This window comes from Mycobacterium sp. MMS18-G62 (genome assembly GCF_053877835.1).
On sequence record NZ_CM132662.1, the window covers coordinates 3,350,764 to 3,368,290 of the forward strand.

At 68.2% G+C, this 17,527-nt stretch carries 14 protein-coding genes; 9 read left to right on the forward strand and 5 right to left on the reverse strand.

What is annotated here, in order from left to right; all coding sequences use genetic code 11:
* Positions 1 to 21: 21 nt before the first annotated feature.
* Positions 22 to 3,138, forward strand: coding sequence for an ATP-dependent helicase (locus tag ACWW36_RS16740; RefSeq protein ID WP_456137118.1), 3,117 nt, complete (start codon positions 22 to 24; stop codon positions 3,136 to 3,138).
* Positions 3,135 to 6,371 (forward strand): ATP-dependent helicase, encoded by a 3,237-nt coding sequence (locus ACWW36_RS16745; RefSeq protein WP_456137119.1) that lies wholly within the window; start codon positions 3,135 to 3,137, stop codon positions 6,369 to 6,371. The genes ACWW36_RS16740 and ACWW36_RS16745 overlap by 4 nt, the downstream gene beginning before the upstream one ends.
* Here ACWW36_RS16745 and ACWW36_RS16750 read toward each other — a convergent pair.
* Entirely contained in the window at positions 6,368 to 6,763 is a 396-nt protein-coding gene (locus ACWW36_RS16750) for a DoxX family protein (RefSeq protein WP_456137120.1), read from the reverse strand. The two genes, ACWW36_RS16745 and ACWW36_RS16750, sit on opposite strands and share 4 nt — an antisense overlap.
* Before the next feature lie 45 nt (positions 6,764 to 6,808).
* On the opposite strand from ACWW36_RS16750, the gene ACWW36_RS16755 reads away from it, so the two are divergent.
* Positions 6,809 to 7,888 carry a potassium channel family protein gene (locus ACWW36_RS16755; protein WP_456137121.1) on the forward strand — a complete coding sequence of 360 codons (1,080 nt, stop codon included), beginning with the start codon at positions 6,809 to 6,811 and terminating at the stop codon, positions 7,886 to 7,888.
* A complete protein-coding gene (nudC, locus tag ACWW36_RS16760; RefSeq protein ID WP_456137122.1) occupies positions 7,885 to 8,814 on the forward strand; it encodes an NAD(+) diphosphatase in 930 nt (309 codons plus the stop codon). The genes ACWW36_RS16755 and nudC overlap by 4 nt, the downstream gene beginning before the upstream one ends.
* Positions 8,815 to 8,890: 76 nt before the next feature.
* Here the strand turns inward: nudC and mrx1 are convergent, their stop codons facing one another.
* A complete protein-coding gene (mrx1, locus tag ACWW36_RS16765; RefSeq protein ID WP_456137123.1) occupies positions 8,891 to 9,130 on the reverse strand; it encodes a mycoredoxin Mrx1 in 240 nt (79 codons plus the stop codon).
* An 82-nt stretch (positions 9,131 to 9,212) separates the two neighbouring features.
* On the opposite strand from mrx1, the gene ACWW36_RS16770 reads away from it, so the two are divergent.
* The 4 genes from ACWW36_RS16770 to ACWW36_RS16785 all read left to right on the forward strand — a co-directional run bounded on the left by ACWW36_RS16770 (position 9,213) and on the right by ACWW36_RS16785 (position 12,680).
* Positions 9,213 to 11,321: an ATP-dependent DNA helicase UvrD2 gene (locus tag ACWW36_RS16770; protein ID WP_456137124.1), complete on the forward strand. Its 2,109-nt coding sequence runs from the start codon at positions 9,213 to 9,215 to the stop codon at positions 11,319 to 11,321.
* A 178-nt stretch (positions 11,322 to 11,499) separates the two neighbouring features.
* Positions 11,500 to 11,949, forward strand: a complete 450-nt coding sequence (locus ACWW36_RS16775) for a hypothetical protein (protein ID WP_456137125.1) — start codon at positions 11,500 to 11,502, stop codon at positions 11,947 to 11,949.
* Between the two features lie 80 nt (positions 11,950 to 12,029).
* Entirely contained in the window at positions 12,030 to 12,257 is a 228-nt protein-coding gene (locus ACWW36_RS16780) for a hypothetical protein (RefSeq protein ID WP_456137126.1), read from the forward strand.
* Positions 12,258 to 12,401: 144 nt separating this feature from the next.
* Entirely contained in the window at positions 12,402 to 12,680 is a 279-nt protein-coding gene (locus ACWW36_RS16785) for a WhiB family transcriptional regulator (protein ID WP_456137127.1), read from the forward strand.
* Between the two features lie 14 nt (positions 12,681 to 12,694).
* Here ACWW36_RS16785 and ACWW36_RS16790 read toward each other — a convergent pair whose 3' ends face one another.
* From ACWW36_RS16790 to ACWW36_RS16800, 3 genes are read right to left on the reverse strand one after another with little or no spacing between them, the layout of a single operon-like run.
* A complete protein-coding gene (locus ACWW36_RS16790; RefSeq protein WP_456137128.1) occupies positions 12,695 to 14,035 on the reverse strand; it encodes a macrolide-binding ATPase MABP-1 in 1,341 nt (446 codons plus the stop codon).
* 42 nt (positions 14,036 to 14,077) lie between these two features.
* Positions 14,078 to 14,908 (reverse strand): TOMM precursor leader peptide-binding protein, encoded by an 831-nt coding sequence (locus ACWW36_RS16795; RefSeq protein WP_456137129.1) that lies wholly within the window; start codon positions 14,906 to 14,908, stop codon positions 14,078 to 14,080.
* Between the two features lie 52 nt (positions 14,909 to 14,960).
* Complete coding sequence (locus ACWW36_RS16800) at positions 14,961 to 16,334, reverse strand: zinc-dependent metalloprotease (protein ID WP_456137130.1); 1,374 nt, start codon at positions 16,332 to 16,334, stop codon at positions 14,961 to 14,963.
* A gap of 96 nt (positions 16,335 to 16,430) precedes the next feature.
* On the opposite strand from ACWW36_RS16800, the gene ACWW36_RS16805 reads away from it, so the two are divergent.
* A complete protein-coding gene (locus ACWW36_RS16805) occupies positions 16,431 to 17,453 on the forward strand; it encodes a YlbL family protein (protein WP_456137131.1) in 1,023 nt (340 codons plus the stop codon).
* The last annotated feature ends 74 nt before the right edge of the window (positions 17,454 to 17,527 follow it).

The window sequence follows — 17,527 nt, forward strand, 5'->3', positions numbered from 1 at the left end:
CTCTCGTGGTGTCATGCCCACATGTCCGCACCGCACACCGATTTCAGCCCGGCCACTCTTACCGACCCGGGCATGCGAGGCGTCGTGCGGGTTCTCGGCGGTGCGGGCACCGGCAAGAGCACACTGCTGATCCAGACCGCCGCCGCGCATATCTCCGCGGGCGCCGATCCGGAATCGGTTCTGCTGCTGACGGGTTCGGCGCGGCTGGGTAGTGAGGCGCGCGCCGCGATCACGTCCGCGTTGCTCGGCTGCGGCACTCGCGCTGTGGTCAGAGAACCGTTGGTTCGTACCGTGCACTCGTATGCGTTCGCGGTGCTGCGGCTCGCGGCGCAGCGCAACGGCGATCCGCCGCCGCGGCTGATCACCGGCGCCGAACAGGACGGCATCATCCGCGAACTGCTCGCCGGCGACCTGGAGGACGGCGACGCTTCCCCGGTGCGCTGGCCGCAACAGCTGCGTCCGGCGCTGAGCACCGTCGGGTTCGCGACCGAGCTGCGCGACCTGCTGGCCCGCTGCACCGAGCGCGGTGTGGATCCCCTTGCGCTGCAACGGATCGGACGGACGACGGGCCGTCAGGAGTGGGTGGCCGCCGGGCGGTTCGCGCAGGCCTATGAACAGATCATGCTGCTGCGCTCCGCGGTCGGCATGGCGGCTCCGCAGGCCACCGTCCCGGCCCTGGGCGCCGCGGAACTCGTCGGGGCCGCGCTGGAAGCGTTCGCCACCGACCCCGACCTGCTGGCCGCTGAACGCGCGCGCATCAAGCTGCTGCTTGTCGACGACGCGCAGCACCTCGACCCGCAGGCGGCCCGGCTGGTGCGGGTGCTGTCGGCCGGTGCGGAGCTCGCCGTGATCGCCGGTGATCCCAACCAGGCCGTGTTCGGCTACCGCGGAGCGGACCCGTCGCTGCTGCGCGGCGACGAGCCTGCACTCGTTCTGGGTCAGTCGCATCGCTGCGCACCGGCCATCGCCGACGCCATCACCGGCATCGCACGCAGGCTGCCCGGTGCCGACCCGGCCCGCGAGCTGGCCTGCGTCGACGACCGGGCGGGCTCGCTGGCCGTGCGGATCGCCGCGTCGTCGCACGCCGAATCGGCGCTGATCGCCGATGCGCTGCGCCGCGCACACCTCGTCGACGGGCTGCCGTGGTCGCAGATGGCGGTCATCGTGCGCTCGGTGCCGCGGCTGGGTTCCTCGTTAGCGCGCACACTGGCCGCGGCGGGCGTGCAGATCGACTCACCCCAACCCGACGCACCGCTGGCCGAGCAGCCCGCAGTGCGGGCGCTGCTGACCGTGCTCGACGCCACCGCGCACGGACTCGACAGCGATCGCGCCGTGTCGCTGCTCACCGGTCCCATCGGCCGCGTCGATCCGGTGTCACTGCGACAGCTGCGGCGCGCATTGCGCCGGGCCGACGGTGCCCAGCCGCCACGTGAGTTCGGCGCCCTGTTGGTCGAGGCGCTCCTGCGGGGCAGCGACGGGTTGCCCGTGAACCTGGCGAGCCCGCTGCGCCGCGTGAGCGCAGTGCTGTCGGCCGCGCGACGCAGCGCGGCCGACGGTCAAGACCCCCGCTACACGCTCTGGCAGGCGTGGCATCGTTCCGGCCTGCAGCGGCGCTGGCTGGCGGCCAGCGAACGCGGCGGCCCTGCGGGCGCGCAGGCCGATCGCGATCTGGACGCGGTGACCGCCCTTTTCGACGTGACGGAGCAGTACGTGTCCCGCACTGCGGGCGCGTCGCTGCCCGGCCTCATCGACCACATCGGCGGGCTCGGGCTACCGCCCGCACCGCGGGAGCAACGCCCGCAGTCCGACGCGGTCGCGGTGCTCAGCGCCCACGCGGCGCTTGGCAGGCAGTGGGAGTTCGTCGTCATCGCGGGTCTGCAGGAAGGGTTGTGGCCCAACACGATTCCGCGTGGCGGCGTGCTGGGCACCCAGCAGCTCGTCGACGTGATCGACGGCGTCGACACCACCGGCGTTTCGAGCAGGGCGCCGTTGTTGGCCGAGGAACGCCGGCTGCTCATCGCTGCGATGGGACGGGCCCGCAGCCGGCTGCTGGTCACCGCGGTCGACAGCGACAACGGCGACGATTCGATGCTGCCGTCGCCGTTCTGCTACGAACTGTCCGCGTTGGCTACCGATCGCGACGCTGAACCGCCAGCGCCGATTCAGGCGCCCCGAGTGCTCGCACCCCCGGCCGTCGTCGGCCGGCTGCGGGCGGTGGTGTGCGCCGCGCCGGACGCCGTCGATGACGCCACCCGTGCTTGTGCGGCAGCGCAATTGGCGCGCCTGGCCGAGGCTGGCGTGCCGGGCGCCGACCCGGCTCACTGGTACGGGATGACGGCGCTGTCCACCAACGAACCGCTGTGGTGCGGCGACGACCACGTCGTCACGCTGTCCCCGTCGACGCTGCAGACATTGGCCGATTGCCCGCTTCGCTGGCTGCTCGAACGTCATGGCGGGCGCGACGGACGCGACGTACGGTCCGTCATCGGCTCGCTGCTGCACGCGCTGGTTTCCGAGCCGGGCAAGACAGAGAGCCAGATGGTGAACGAACTCGAAAAGCTCTGGAGTGAGCTGCCGTTCGACTCGCGCTGGTACTCGGACAACGAGCTGGAACGGCATCGGGCGATGTTGTCGACGTTCGCGCAGTGGCGTGCGCAGACGCGCCAATACCTCACCGAGGTCGGCACCGAGATCGACGTCGACGGCGTGATCGGGGAGGACGACGCGCCGAAGGTTCGCGTGCGCGGCCGCCTCGACCGCCTCGAACGTGACGGCGCAGGGCGACTGGTGGTGGTCGATCTCAAGACCGGGAAGTCGCCGGTGACAAAGGACGACGCGCAACGGCACGCGCAGCTGGCGATGTATCAGCTCGCGATCGCCGAAGGTCTTGTGCCGCATGGTGAAACTCCGGGCGGTGGCCGACTGGTCTACCTCGGAAAGACCGCGTCGGGTGGCGCCGTCGAACGTGAGCAGGACGCGTTGACACCCGATGCCCGCACGGAGTGGCAGCAGGTCGTGCAGCAGGCCGCGGCCGCGACGCAGGGCCCGCAGTTCCTCGCGCGAGTCAACGACGGCTGCACGCATTGCCCCGTGCGGATGATGTGCCCCGCCCAGTCGGTCAGCGGTGGGCGGTCATGATCCCGCGTTACAGTCCCGCCGAATTAGCCTCGGCACTGGGCTTTTTCGCGCCCACCGACGAACAGGCCGCGGTGATCGCGGCACCCCCGGGACCTCTGGTCGTCATCGCAGGCGCGGGCGCGGGCAAGACGGAGACGATGGCGGCGCGTGTGGTCTGGCTGGTCGCCAACGACTATGCCCGGCCGGGCGAGGTGCTCGGGCTGACGTTCACCCGCAAGGCGGCCGGGCAGCTGCTGCGCCGGGTCCGCACCCGGCTGGCCCGCCTCGCCGGTGCGGGCCTGGTTCCGCAGGCCGGCGACGCAGCCGACGACCCGGCGACCGTGAGCACGTACCACGCCTTCGCCGGGAATCTGTTGCGCGAGCACGGCCTGCTGCTTCCCGTCGAGCCCAGCGCCCGGCTGCTGTCCGAAACAGAACTGTGGCAGTTGGCGTTTCGCGTCGTCTGCGAACATCCGGACCACTTGGACACCGACAAGACACCTGCGGCCGTGACCGCCATGGTGCTGCGGCTGGCCGGCCAGCTGGCCGAACATCTCGTCGACACCGGGCAGCTGCGCGACACCCACGTCGAACTGGAACGGCTGGTGCACACGCTGCCGGCAGGACCGTATCAGCGCGACCGCGGGCCGAGCCAGTGGTTGCTGCGGATGCTGGCCACGCAGACCGAACGCACGCAACTCGTCCCGCTGATCGACGCGCTGCATGCACGCATGCGGGCCGAGAAGGTGATGGATTTCGGGATGCAGATGGCCTCCGCGGCACGGCTGGCGGCATCGTTCCCCCAAGTCGGCGAGCAGCTGCGGCAGCGGTACCGGGTGGTGCTGCTCGACGAGTATCAGGACACCGGCCACGCGCAGCGCGTCGCCCTGTCGTCGCTGTTCGGAGGTGGAGTCGACGACGATCTGGCCCTGACCGCCGTGGGCGACCCGATTCAGTCGATCTACGGCTGGCGTGGCGCGTCCGCGACCAACCTGCCCAGGTTCACCACCGACTTTCCCCGCTCGGACGGGTCACCGGCGCCGACACTCGAGCTGCGCACGAGCTGGCGCAATCCGCCGCGTGCGCTGTACCTCGCCAACGCGGTCTCCGCGGAGGCCAGGCGTCGCTCCGTTGCAGTGCGCGCGCTGCGGCCACGGCCCGACGCCGAGCCGGGCACCATCCGATGCGCACTCCTGTCCGACGTCGCGGCCGAACGGGATTGGGTGGCAGACCATTTGGCGCAGCTTTACCACGGCTCGTGTGACGCAGGCGAAGCCCCGCCGACCTCCGCGGTGCTCGTGCGTCGCAACGCCGATGCCGCACCGATGGCCGATGCCCTCACTGCACGCGGCGTGCCGGTGGAAGTGGTGGGCCTCGCAGGTCTGCTCGCGGTGCCTGAGGTCGCCGATGTGGTCGCGACGCTGCGCCTGGTGGCGGACCCCACCGCGGGTGCGGCCGCGATGCGTGTGCTCACCGGCCCGCGGTGGCGGCTCGGGGGCCGCGACATCTCCGCGCTGTGGCGCCGCGCCGTCGACCTCGTCACCATGGTGACGCCGGCCGGCTCGGCGACCGAACGGATCGTCGCGTCGGCCGCGCCCGACGCGGACGCGCCGTGTCTGGCCGACGCGATCTGCGATCCGGGTCCCGCTGCGGCGTACTCTGCGACGGGCTACGAGCGGATCGTGGCGCTCGGCCGCGAGTTGACCGCGCTGCGCGGCCATCTCGGCCACCTGCTGCCGGACCTCGTCGCGGAGGTGCGCCGCGTCCTCGGTGTCGACACCGAAGTCCGTGCGGCGCAGCCGGTGTCGGCTGGCTGGACAGGCGCCGAGCATCTCGACGCGTTCAGCGACGTGGTCGCCGGCTTCGCCGCCCACCCCGGCGCGACAGTCACAGGTCTTCTGGCGTTCCTCGACGCCGCCGAACAGGTGGAGAACGGGTTGGCACCCCCAGACGTCGCGGTCGCGACCGATCGGGTGCAGATCCTCACCGTGCACGCCGCCAAAGGCCTGGAGTGGCAGGTGGTGGCGGTGCCGCACCTGAGCGGACGGATCTTCCCGTCGACGACGTCGACGCGGACATGGCTCACCGATGCAGGCGATCTGCCGCCTCTTCTGCGCGGTGACCGCGCGACCGAATCGGAGCACGGGGTGCCGGTCCTTGATACATCCGATGTCAACGACCGAAAGCGATTGTCGCACAAGATCAATGACCACAAGCGCAGTCTGGAGCAGCGTCGCATCGACGAGGAACGCCGGCTGCTGTATGTGGCGATCACCCGCGCCGAGAACACGCTGCTGCTGTCCGGTCATCACTGGGGCGCCGCCGAATCCAAGCCCCGCGGCCCGTCGGACTTCCTCTGCGAACTCAAAGACATCATCGACCAGTCCGCCGCCGCGGGCGATCCGTGCGGGGTCGTCGACCACTGGGCGCCACCTCCAGCCGACGGTGAGCCGAACCCTTTGCGCGACAAAACGATCGAAGCGGTCTGGCCCGCCGATCCCGCAGGCTCCCAGCGCGGCGATATCGAGCGCGGTGCGCAACTCGTCGGGCAGGCCGCGTCGGGCGAGCTGGCTACCGACACCGTCGACGTCGACGGGTGGGCCGCCGACGTGGACGCTCTGCTGGCCGAACGTGAACGCGGCGCAGACAAACCCGTGCCGCCGCTGCCGGCGCAGGTCTCCGTCAGCACGCTGGTAGAGCTGGGCCGTGACCCAGAGGCTGTCGCGCAGCGGCTGAGCCGTCGACTGCCCACGCGGCCGGACCCACATGCCTTGCTGGGCACGGCGTTTCACGACTGGGTGCAGCGGTTCTTCCACGCCGAGCGGCTGTTCGACCTCGACGACCTGCCTGGCGCGGTCGACCACGACACGGGCAGCGCCGAACAACTCGCCGAATTGCAGGCCGCGTTCGCGCTCTCATCGTGGGCGGCCCGCACGCCCGTCGACGTGGAGGTCCCCTTCGACATGGTGATCGGCGGCCGGGTCGTGCGCGGCCGCATCGACGCCATCTTCGCCGACGACGGCGGCGGCACCACAGTCGTGGACTGGAAAACCGGCGAACCGCCCGACACCCCGGAAGCCCAGCGCCACGCGGCTATTCAGCTGGCGGTGTACCGGCTCGCGTGGGCGGCGCTGCAGGGCTGTCCCGTCGAATCGGTACGCGCCGCATTCCACTACGTGCGCAGCGGCCGCACGGTCACCCCCGACTCGTTACCCGGCGCCGACGAACTCGCGGCATTGCTCGACGCGGCCTAGGAGTTGCGAAAAACCTTGAGCGCCTCGGCGATCATCGGGATCTGCAGGGGAAGGCGCGCCAGCGCGCCGATGCGCATCGGCAACGGCTTATCCCGCCACAGCCGGACCATGTTGACATTGGCGGGAAAGACCGAAATGAACACGGCGATCGCGGCCAGCGCACCAAATCGGCGGGTGCGCGGCGCCAGCAACAGAGCGCCCGTCGCGACCTCCGCCACGCCCGAGGCGTACGTGTAGAACCGGGCGCTGCCCGGCAGCTCGGCGGGCACGATCGCGTCGAACGGCTTCGGCATCAGGAAGTGTGTGGTGCCGACGCCAAGGAGAAGCGCCGCGAGACGGTAGGCCGGGGCTAGGTTGGCAAGCTGCTGCAGTTCAGGCGGGGGCGAGGTCATGCTTTGATTGTGGCGTGCGCCCAGTCCGATCGGTGACCGGTTCTCGTGGCCAAAGGTAGATTGCGTCGCCGCCTCGACGCGGTCGAGGAGAACCTCACCTCGCGGCCCGACGCTGCGCTCGTCGAGATCCTTCGCATCCCCGAACCGTTCATCAGCCCTGGTCAGCGCATCTTCCGGCGCGTCATCTACGCGACGCTGGCGCTGTTCGCGGCGGTCCTTATCGTGTATCTGGACCGCGGCGGCTACCGCGACGTGCAGGACAACCCACTGTCGTTCCTGGACTGCCTGTACTACGCGACGGTGTCCCTATCGACCACCGGATACGGCGACATCACCCCGTTCACCCCTGAGGCGCGGTTGATCAACGTTCTGGTGATCACGCCGCTGCGCATCGCGTTCCTGATCGTGTTGATCGGCACCACGGTGGAAACGCTGACGACGCAGTCGCGCCAGGCATTGAAGATCCAGCGATGGAGGAACAGAGTGCGCAACCACACCGTCGTCATCGGATACGGCACCAAGGGCAGGTCCGCCGTCGCCGCGATGGTCGGCGACGAGGTCGCGCCCGCCGACATCGTCGTCGTCGACGAGAACGCCACGTCGCTGGAGCGGGCGAAAAGCGCCGGACTGGTCACCGTGCACGGCGACGCCACCAAGTCGGAAGTGCTGCGGCTCGCTAGCGCCCAACACGCGAAGTCGATCATCGTCGCCACCGACGACGATGCCAGCGCGGTACTCGTCACGCTGACTGCACGAGAGCTCGCCCCCAACGCCAAGATCATCGCCGCGGCCCGCGAAGCCGAAAACCAGCACCTGCTACGCCAATCCGGTGCCGACTCGACGGTGGTGTCGTCGGAGACCGCGGGCCGGCTGCTGGGCATAGCCACCCAGACTCCGAGCGTTGTCGAGATGATGGAAGACCTTCTGACACCCGACGCCGGCTTCGCGATCGCCGAGCGGGAGGTCACCCCGAAGGAGACCGGCGGCTCGCCGCGGCACCTGACGGACCTCGTGCTCGGCGTCGTACGCGACGGTCACCTGCTGCGGGTCGACGAGCCCGCCGTCGACGCCCTCGAGGAGGGGGACCGGCTGCTGTACATCCGCAGTGCGGACGCCGAGAGATGACGCTCGGCTTTCAGCTTCGCAAGGTCCCGCTGCTGTCCCGTGTCGGTGCCGACCGCGCCGACACGGTGCGTACCGACATCGATGCGGCCGTCGCCGGTTGGCCGGATGCGCTGCTGCTGCGCGTCGACCGCCGCAATCAGGTCCTGATCTCCGGCGGCCAGGTCGTCCTCGGTGCGGCCGCCAAGCTCGCCGACAAACCGCCGGAGAACGCCGTGTTCCTCGGCCGGCTGGCCGACGGCCGTCACGTGTGGGCGATCCGCGCCGCACTCGAAGGCCCTGAAGACGCCCACGCCGAAACCGAGGTGCTCGATCTGCGACGCGCAGGGCACATCTTCGACGACGTCAGCGCGCAGCTCGTAGCGACGGCCACCGCGCTGCTGAATTGGCATGACAGCGCACGGTTTAGCGCGATCGACGGCGCGCCGACCAAGTCGGTCAAAGGCGGCTGGGCGCGCGTCAACGCGGCGAACGGCCATGAAGAGTTTCCGCGTATCGACCCTGCCGTGATCTGCCTGGTTCACGACGGCCACGACCGCGCGGTGCTGGCCCGTCAGACCGTGTGGCCCGAGCGGTTGTTCTCGCTGCTGGCCGGGTTCGTCGAGGCCGGCGAGTCCTTCGAATCGTGTGTGGTCCGCGAGATCGCCGAGGAAATCGGGCTGACGGTGACCGACGTGACATATCTCGGCAGCCAGCCGTGGCCGTTTCCGCGGTCGCTGATGGTCGGCTTCCACGCCATCGGGGACCCGGAGCAGGAATTCTCGTTCAACGACGGCGAAATCGCGGAGGCGGCCTGGTTCACCCGCGCCGAGGTTCGCGACGCCCTGGACCACGGCGACTGGAGCAGCGATTCGCCGTCGCGACTGCTGCTGCCGGGATCGATATCCATCGCCCGGGAAATCATCGAATCCTGGGCCGCGCTGGATTAACTTTTCCTGCGCGAGCAGACGTAAAAGTCCCCGACACGCCGAGGTTTTGGGGCGTTTTGCGTCTGTTCGCCAGAAGCTAGCTTGCGAGCTTCGCCTTGACTTCCTTCGCACTCGGGTTGGTCAGCGTCGACCCGTCGGCGAACTTCAGCGTCGGCACGGTCTGGTTGCCGCGGTTGACCGACGCCACGAATTGCGCCGCGGCGGGATCGGCCTCGATGTCGACCTCGGCGAACTCGATGCCTTCTGCCTTCAGCACCTTCTTCAGGCGAAAGCAGTAGCCACACCACGAGGTGGTGTACATGGTCACAGCGCTCATAAGCCGTTCAACGTATCGGATCCCTCCAACATGCCCGGCGCGCGCCCCGGTTTTGTCGGCCGTCGCTGACATGATGGAGCGCATGTCGGTCGAGGCGCCCTCCAGCGCGCGTGAACTGATCACGGCTGACCTCGACGACGAGCAGCGCGAGGCCGTGCTTGCCGCCCGCGGTCCGGTGTGTGTGCTGGCCGGCGCGGGGACGGGTAAGACCCGAACCATCACGCGCCGCATCGCCAACCTCGTCGCGGCCGGACATGTCGCACCGAGCCAGGTTCTCGCGGTGACGTTCACGCAGCGCGCGGCGGGGGAGATGCGCGTCCGGTTGCGTGCGCTCGACGACGGTGTCGGCACCGGCTCGGTGCAGGCGATGACGTTTCACGCCGCCGCGCGTCGGCAGCTCGCGTACTTCTGGCCGCGGGTCGTCGGCGACACCGGATGGCAGCTGCTCGACACCAAGTTCTCGGTTGTCGCCCAGGCCGCGAACCGCGCCGGCATGTCGACGAGCACCGACGACGTCCGTGACCTCGCCGGCGAAATCGAGTGGGCCAAGGCGTCTTTGATCAGCCCCGAGGCGTATGCCGCGGCGGTCGCGCAGGTTGGCCGTGACATCCCGTTCGACGCGGCAAAGATCGCGACGGTCTACGCCGGGTACGAGACGCTCAAGGCGCGCAACGACGGCATGGCGCTGCTCGACTTCGACGATCTGCTGCTGCACACCGCCGCGGCGATCGAGAACGACGAGGCGGTGGCTCAGGAGTTCCGCGATCGGTATCGCTGCTTTGTCGTCGACGAGTACCAGGACGTCACGCCGCTGCAGCAGCGGGTGCTCGACGCGTGGCTGGGCGGCCGTGACGACCTCACGGTCGTCGGCGACGCCAACCAGACCATCTACTCGTTCACCGGCGCGACGCCGCGCTACCTGCTCGACTTCTCGCGGCGCTTCCCCGACGCGGCGGTCGTACGCCTGGAACGCGACTACCGGTCCACGCCGCAAGTGGTGTCTCTGGCCAACCGCGTCATCGCCGCCGCCCGCGGCCGGATGGCCGGAAGCAAGCTGCACCTGATCGGCCAGCGCGACGCCGGCCCGGCGCCGTCGTTCACCGAACACCCCGACGAGGTTGTCGAGGCCACCGCGGTCGCCAAGAGCATCAAGAACCTCATCGAATCGGGCACGGCGCCTGCGGAGATCGCGGTCCTGTATCGCATCAACGCTCAGTCGGAGGTCTACGAGGAAGCGCTCACCGAGGCCGGCATCCCGTTCCAGGTGCGCGGCGGCGAAGGCTTCTTCAGCCGCCAGGAGATTCGGCAGTCGCTGCTGGCGCTGCAACGCGCGGCCGAACGTGACGTCGAAGGGGAACTCCCGGAGGTCGTGCGCGCGGTGCTCGAGCCGCTGGGTCTGACGGCCGAACCACCCGCCGGCACCAGGGCGCGGGAACGCTGGGAGGCGTTGACGGCGCTGGCCGAACTGGTCGACGAGGAAGTGTCGCTCCGCCCGTCGCTGGACCTACGCGCGTTGATCGCCGAACTGCGCCAGCGCGCCGACGCGCGACACCCACCGACAGTGCAGGGCGTCACGCTGGCGTCGCTGCACGCCGCGAAGGGTCTGGAATGGGACGCGGTCTTCCTCGTCGGGCTGGCCGACGGCACGCTGCCGATCTCACACGCGCTGGCGCACGGACCGGACAGTGAACCGGTCGAAGAGGAACGTCGGCTGCTCTACGTCGGAATCACAAGGGCGCGAACACATTTGGCGCTCAGTTGGGCGCTGGCTCGAACGCCTGGCGGACGGCAGGGTCGACGGCCTTCGCGGTTCCTCAACGGCATCGCGCCGCAGTCGCCGAGCGACGCCACCCCGAACCGGCCCCGACGCCAGCGCGGTGCCACACCGCGGTGCCGCGTCTGCAACGGCACGCTGACCACGCCGCCGGCGATCATGCTGCGGCGCTGTGAGTCCTGTCCGTCGGACATCGACGAGGAACTACTTGGCGAGCTCAAGGAATGGCGGCTGCGGACGTCCAAGGAGATGAACGTGCCGGCGTATGTGGTGTTCACCGACAACACCTTGATCGCGATCGCGGAGACGCTGCCGACCGACGAGACGGCGCTGGTCGCGATCCCAGGTATCGGCGCGCGCAAGCTCGAGCAATACGGGCCCGACGTGCTCGCGATGGTCAAAAGCCGAGCAACGTAACCACCGAATTTGTTTGCGTCCACAAATAGCGTCTGACCTGGACAGATTCTGCGAAAACACTCCCCTGTTCCTGGATTCCAGCGCACACTTCTCCCATCACTGAGGAGAGCGCGGGAATCGGTTGCCTGCGGGGGAGGCATTGAAGGCGGCCGCGTCGCGAATATCAGGGGGAAGTGCCATGGCAAGGACCATTCACGTTCGACGTGCATTGTTGAGCACCGGTACCGCACTTGCGGCTACTGCTGTCGCGTTCGGAGGTGCGGCGACGGCGCCCGTCGCAGTCGCTGAGCCGAACAACGGCGGCGGAACATGGGACATCGAGAGGTATGAAGACTGCTTGAAGAAATACAACCCGGGCCAGGGCGGCAGTCTCGAAGACATCGACTCTCGGCTCAAGTGGTGTTGTGAGGACTCCGGCGGTGTATGGAAAGGCGACGGCGGTTGTGTGGCGCCGTCCGGGAATTCAGTGGGCACCCGGCAGATCCCGTCCGGTATCGAAACAGCTCCAGTCGTGACACAGGCTCCGCCGCTCCCGATCAAGCCGCAGATACCCGGCGACATGCCAGCGGTGACCCTCGCGCCGGCCTGTCCGCCGGACAGCAGCGACCCAAGCTGCCAAACCTCGTAAAGATCGCGCCAAAGGCGCTGGTCAGAAAATCGCTTGTCGGCGCTGCCTGTTAGGCTCTAGCCTCAAGATCACGTAATTGCGTGACTAGTCAACGAAAGGAGGGGGCCGAGATCATGGCGAACATCAACGCGTTCACCGGCGTAGGCGTTGCCGGCATGTCGCGGACCCTCCACGTCGCCGAGGCCGCCGCCGCCGCGGCGCATCCCGCGTTTATGGCGCACGCCGGCTGGGCCGCTGCCATTCCGACGCAGCGCAAGCGCCGCACCGCCGCCGCGACTGGCAAGTCCGTGGATTGGGGCAACACTTAGGTAGAGCCTCGATCTAGCCGAAAGGCCACGGACCCGCAGTCAAGGATCCGTGGCCTTTATTTTTTCGGACACCGAAAACCTGGTCGCAGATCCATCCAAGACAGATGGCCGACAAAAACAACGACCAGGAAGCAGAGGACTGACATGTCGACCCGGACATGCCGTGAGAGAACGATGCTGTCGGTGCCGTGTCATGTCGGCGACCCCGACTTGTGGTTCGCCGAAAACCCGCGCGACCTCGAACGCGCCAAGGCGTTGTGCATGGATTGCCCGATCCGGCGCGAGTGCCTTGCCGCGGCTCTGGAACGCCAGGAGCCGTGGGGTGTTTGGGGCGGCGAGATCATCGAGCGCGGAATGATCATCGCGCGCAAGCGTCCGCGTGGACGGCCACGCAAGAACGAGGAAAGCCCGGCGGCCGCGTAGCTGCCGGGTTTTCCCTACGCCGCTTCTTCGGCGAAGCCCGGAATCAGTTCTGTGGCAAGCCTTCTGGCGGGTATGTGAGCGTCGAGCTGGCAGGCGATCGCGACGTTTGAGGCGATCACTCGCAGCGGAATAGCCAGCTTGGCGGGAATGTCCATCTGCCGAGCCGCCCTGATCTGGCCTGCGGCACGGTCGGGCTTCATGTTCACGGCGGTGATCCGTTGCAGCCACTTCCGTGTGTAGTGGAACACCTCGACCTCGAGCGGCTCGACGTACTGCTTCATCATCTCGTCCATCTCGCGCTTTGACACCTGCTCGCCCTTCTGGACGAACCCGATCTTCTGCATGGTCGCCAGCAGGTTGTCGTAGTCGTCGTTGAGTGCATAGCGCGTCGACAGGCCGATTTCGATGGGAATCCCGCCGGGCAGAGGCGCCACCGCCCCGAAATCGATGACGCCCATCTTGTCGCCGGGCAGCAGCATGAAGTTCCCGGGATGCGCGTCACCGTGCATCATCTCGAGCCGCCGTGGCGCGTCGTAGGTCAGCTCGAAAAGCCTGGCGCCCATCAGGTCTCGCTGTTCCTGAGTGCCCTCGCGGATGATCACCGACATCGGGATGCCTTCGATCCATTCCTGGATCACGACTTTCGGCGCGCTGGCCACGATGTGCGGGACGACGAAATGCGGATGTCCCTCATAGGCTTTGGCGAACGCGCGTTGATTATCGGCCTCCAGCCGATAGTCGAGTTCCATCTCGGTGCGTTCGATCAGCTCATCGACAACGCCCTGTACATCGGCGCCGGGGGAGAGCTGCTTGAGCACGCTGACCATCCGTTGCATGGTCTTCAGGTCCGCGCGCAGCGCCTCGTCGGCGCCGGGGTACTGGATCTTGACGGCGACCTCGCGGCCGTCGTGCCACACGGCCTTGTGCACCTGCCCGATGCTGGCCGACGCCACCGGCGTGTCGTCGAAGGACTCGAACCGCTCCCGCCACTTGGTGCCCAGCTGCGCGTCCAGCACTCGGTGCACCTTCGCCGCGGACAGCGGCGGCGCCTCACGTTGCAGCTTGGTCAGCGCCTCGCGGTACGGCTTGCCGTACTGCTCGGGAATCGCCGCCTCCATGACCGACAGCGCCTGGCCGACCTTCATCGCGCCGCCCTTGAGCTCGCCGAGCACGGTGAACAACTGCTGGGCCGCCTTGTCCATCAACTCGGCGTTGACTTCGTCCTTCGACTTGCCGGTCAGCCGTTTACCGAAGCCCAGCGCGGCCCGGCCGGCCATGCCGACGGGCAAGCTCGCCAGCTTGGCGTTGCGAGCGGCCCGGCCCCGCTTGATGTCAGTCACCAGACCATCATCCATGACGAATCTGAGCCGACCCCCACGACTTGGCAACAAACGTTTTCACAGTGAGCACTGGAAGCAGTGGGGGTGGCGTGACCATCGGCGCGACACGATCGCGCCCGCGTTGACGTCGAATTCCAGCGTGGTGTCTAACGTCGGGGGCGGTTCTGCCGACTCGTCGACGCCAAGGCCGTCGCGCACGGCATGGATGACCCGGTCGACCTGGGTGAGCGCAAGCGCCGCGGTCGCGAGCACGGTGGCGCGATCGGCGCTGCCGACGGTCCCGCGCAGCTGCGCCGCGACCGCTGGCCATGCCGCGTCGCGGTCGCTGCGATGCAGATCCGCGCAATCCAGGCAACTCGTCACGCCGGGGATCACCATCGGCCCAACCAGACCGGCGCCGTCTCGCACCCGCACCGGCAGGTGCGGTACGCGGGCGGCGTGCAGCTCGCGGACCACACGCGGATCGGCGACCAGAAAATCAGACAGCACAACCAAATCCGTCGTTTCGGGCGGCGCCGCTTTCGCCAGACTGCTGTGAGTCAATCGTGCGCCCGAACAGCGCAGCGCACTGGTGAGCAGATCAGACAGCGGGCCACGTCCATGGATACGGATCGACGCGGATCGGGTGCGCCGGCGGTCAACCGATGTCACGACTCCGGCATCGACGAGTGAGGCGACGAGCTCGCTGGTGTCGATGCCGAAGCGCGAGTTCAGCTGCGCCAGGGTCGCGCCCGATTGCATGGTCCTCAGCAGCTCCGCGAGCGCCGCGGCGGTCAAACTGCACGGCGGGCGCACCAGCACCGCGCGCCGCGGATCCCAGCCCACCTGCACGGCGCCGTCGGGGCGCGACAACACCGGCATGGCCGGATTGAGCGCATAGCGCCTCATGGACCGACTCTCCCACGGACAGCGGGGATCCCCGCTCAGTTATCCACAGGGCTCACTCGTCGGGGTCGTCGTCGCCCTTTTTCGAGCCCTTTTCCAGGTCGGCCAGCGCCTCGTCGATGCCGCTGGTGTCGCCGCCGATCATCCGGTCGATGAAACTTGCGGGTTCGTCGAGATCCTCGGCACTGGGCAGCAGATCGGGGTGCTGCCAGACCGCGTCGCGTGCGTCGGCGCCGACGGCCTCCGTGACCCGCTCCCACAGCGCCGCGGCCTCACGCAGTTTGCGCGGCCGCAGCTCTAGTCCGACCAGCGTCGCGAAGGTCTGCTCGGCGGGCCCGCCGGTCGCGCGCCGCCGGCGAAGTGTTTCCGAAAGCGCCGACGTGCCGGGAATCCGGTCGCCGAGCGCGTCCGAGACGACCGTCTGCACCCAGCCCTCGATCAACGCGAGCAGCGTCTCGAGTCGTTCCAGCGCGGCCGTCTGCTCGGGCGTGGCCTTCGGCTCGAAGATGCCCTGATTGAGCAGCTGCTCCATCTGCGACGGGTCGGTCAGCGATGCGGGATTGAATCCCTGGGCGATCTCCTCGATTCCGCTCATGTCGATCTTCATGCCCTTGGCGAAGGCCTCGACGGTATTGAGCAGCTGGCTGGCCAGCCACGGCACATGGCTGAACAGACGATGATGCGCGGCCTCGCGCGCGGCAAGGAACGTCAGGATCTCGCTGCGCGGCAGCTCAAGTCCTTCTGAGAGCGACTCGACCGCCTCGGGCATCAGCGCGGCGACGCCCTTCGGGCCCAGCGGCAGCCCAATGTCGGTGGAGGTCAACACTTCTCGTGACAGCTTGCCCAGCGCCTGACCGAGCTGAGAGCCGAAAGCCATACCGCCCATCTGCGACATCATCGCCAGCAGCGGGCCTGCCATGCTCTTGGCCTCCTCGGGCAGCGCCGACGCCCACACCGTCGAAATCTGCTCGGCCACCGGGTCGCACAACCGCTTCCACGTGTCGAGCGTGTTGTCGATCCAGTCGGTGGGTGTCCACGCCACGGCTTTGGTGGTGCCGGCCGGCAAGGCCGTGACGCCGTCCAGCCACGTCTCGGCCAGGTGCACGGCGTCGGCGATCGCGGCGCTGGTCTTCTCGGGAATCGGCGCGACGAAGCCGATCTGGTTCGACGCGAGCTGCCGGGCCAGGTCGTAGTTGACGGGGCCGGACTGCTTGCCACCGGTCATCACGTTGCCGGCGCCGCTGAACATCTCGCCGAGCTTGGTAAAGATCTGCCCGAGATCGGACATGTCGAATTCGGACCCGCCGCCGAGACCGAACGGGTCTGAACCCGAACCCGAATCGGGATCCTTCTTGCGCTTGTCACGCTCGGGGTCGTCCCCGGCGTTGAAGCCGAAAGGCAGGTCAGCCATGCCCTCAACCGTACTCACCAGCGGCCCAGCGTGCGGGACCGCGGGTCACGCTTTAAGTGAACCTGGCTCGCCTGGAGCCAATGACATACAGCGTGAACCTTTACTGTGGTCGCCGTGAACAGGCGGATTATGACGCTGCTCGTCGCGCTGGTGCCGATCATGGCCTTTGGCGCGCTGATGGTGGTGGTGACGGTGCCCTACGTGTCGCTCGGACCGGGCCCGACTTTCGACACCCTGGGCGAGATCGACGGCAAGAAGGTCGTCGACATCGACAGCCCGGACGTCCACCCCACATCGGGGCATCTGAACATGACGACGGTGTCGCAGCGCGACGACCTGAAGCTGGCCCAGGCGCTGATGTTGTGGATGTCGGGCCGTGAGCAGCTGGTTCCGCGTGATCTGGTCTATCCGCCGGACAAGTCGAAGGACGAGATCGACCAGGCCAACAACACCGACTTCAAACGCTCGGAGGACAGCGCCGAATACGCCGCGCTCGGATACCTCAAGTACCCATCGGCCGTCACCGTCGACAAGGTCAACGATCCTGGCCCGTCCGCGGGCAAGCTGCAGGCCGGCGACGCCATCGACGGGGTGAACGGCAAGCCGGTCGCCAACCTGGACCAGTTCCAGGAGCTGATGAAGAACACCAAGCCCGGCGACACCGTGGTGCTCGACTATCGCCGCAAGAACGCCCCGGCCGGAGTTGCGACGATCACGCTGGGCCGCAATCCCGAGCGCGAGAGCGGATACCTCGGCATCGCGGTGCTCGACGCTCCGTGGGCGCCGTTCACGATCGACTTCAACCTGGCCAACATCGGCGGACCGTCCGCCGGGCTGATGTTCTCCCTCGCGGTCGTCGACAAGCTGACCACCGGCGACCTGAACGACGGCAAGTTCGTCGCCGGCACCGGAACCATCGACAGCGACGGCAAGGTCGGCTCGATCGGCGGCATCACGCACAAGATGCTCGCCGCCAAGGAAGCCGGTGCCACGGTGTTCCTGGTTCCCGCCGACAACTGCGACGAGGCCAAATCGGCGCACGAGGACGGCCTGGAGCTGGTCAAGGTGGATACCCTGAGTCAGGCGGTCGACGGGTTACATGCGCTTTCCGCTGGTGGCGAACCTCCCCGTTGCTGAGGAATTGCCGCGAAAGCGGTGCGTAGAGTTGTGGCACGTCATCCGACGACATTCCACAGCCAAGACTGGAGTTG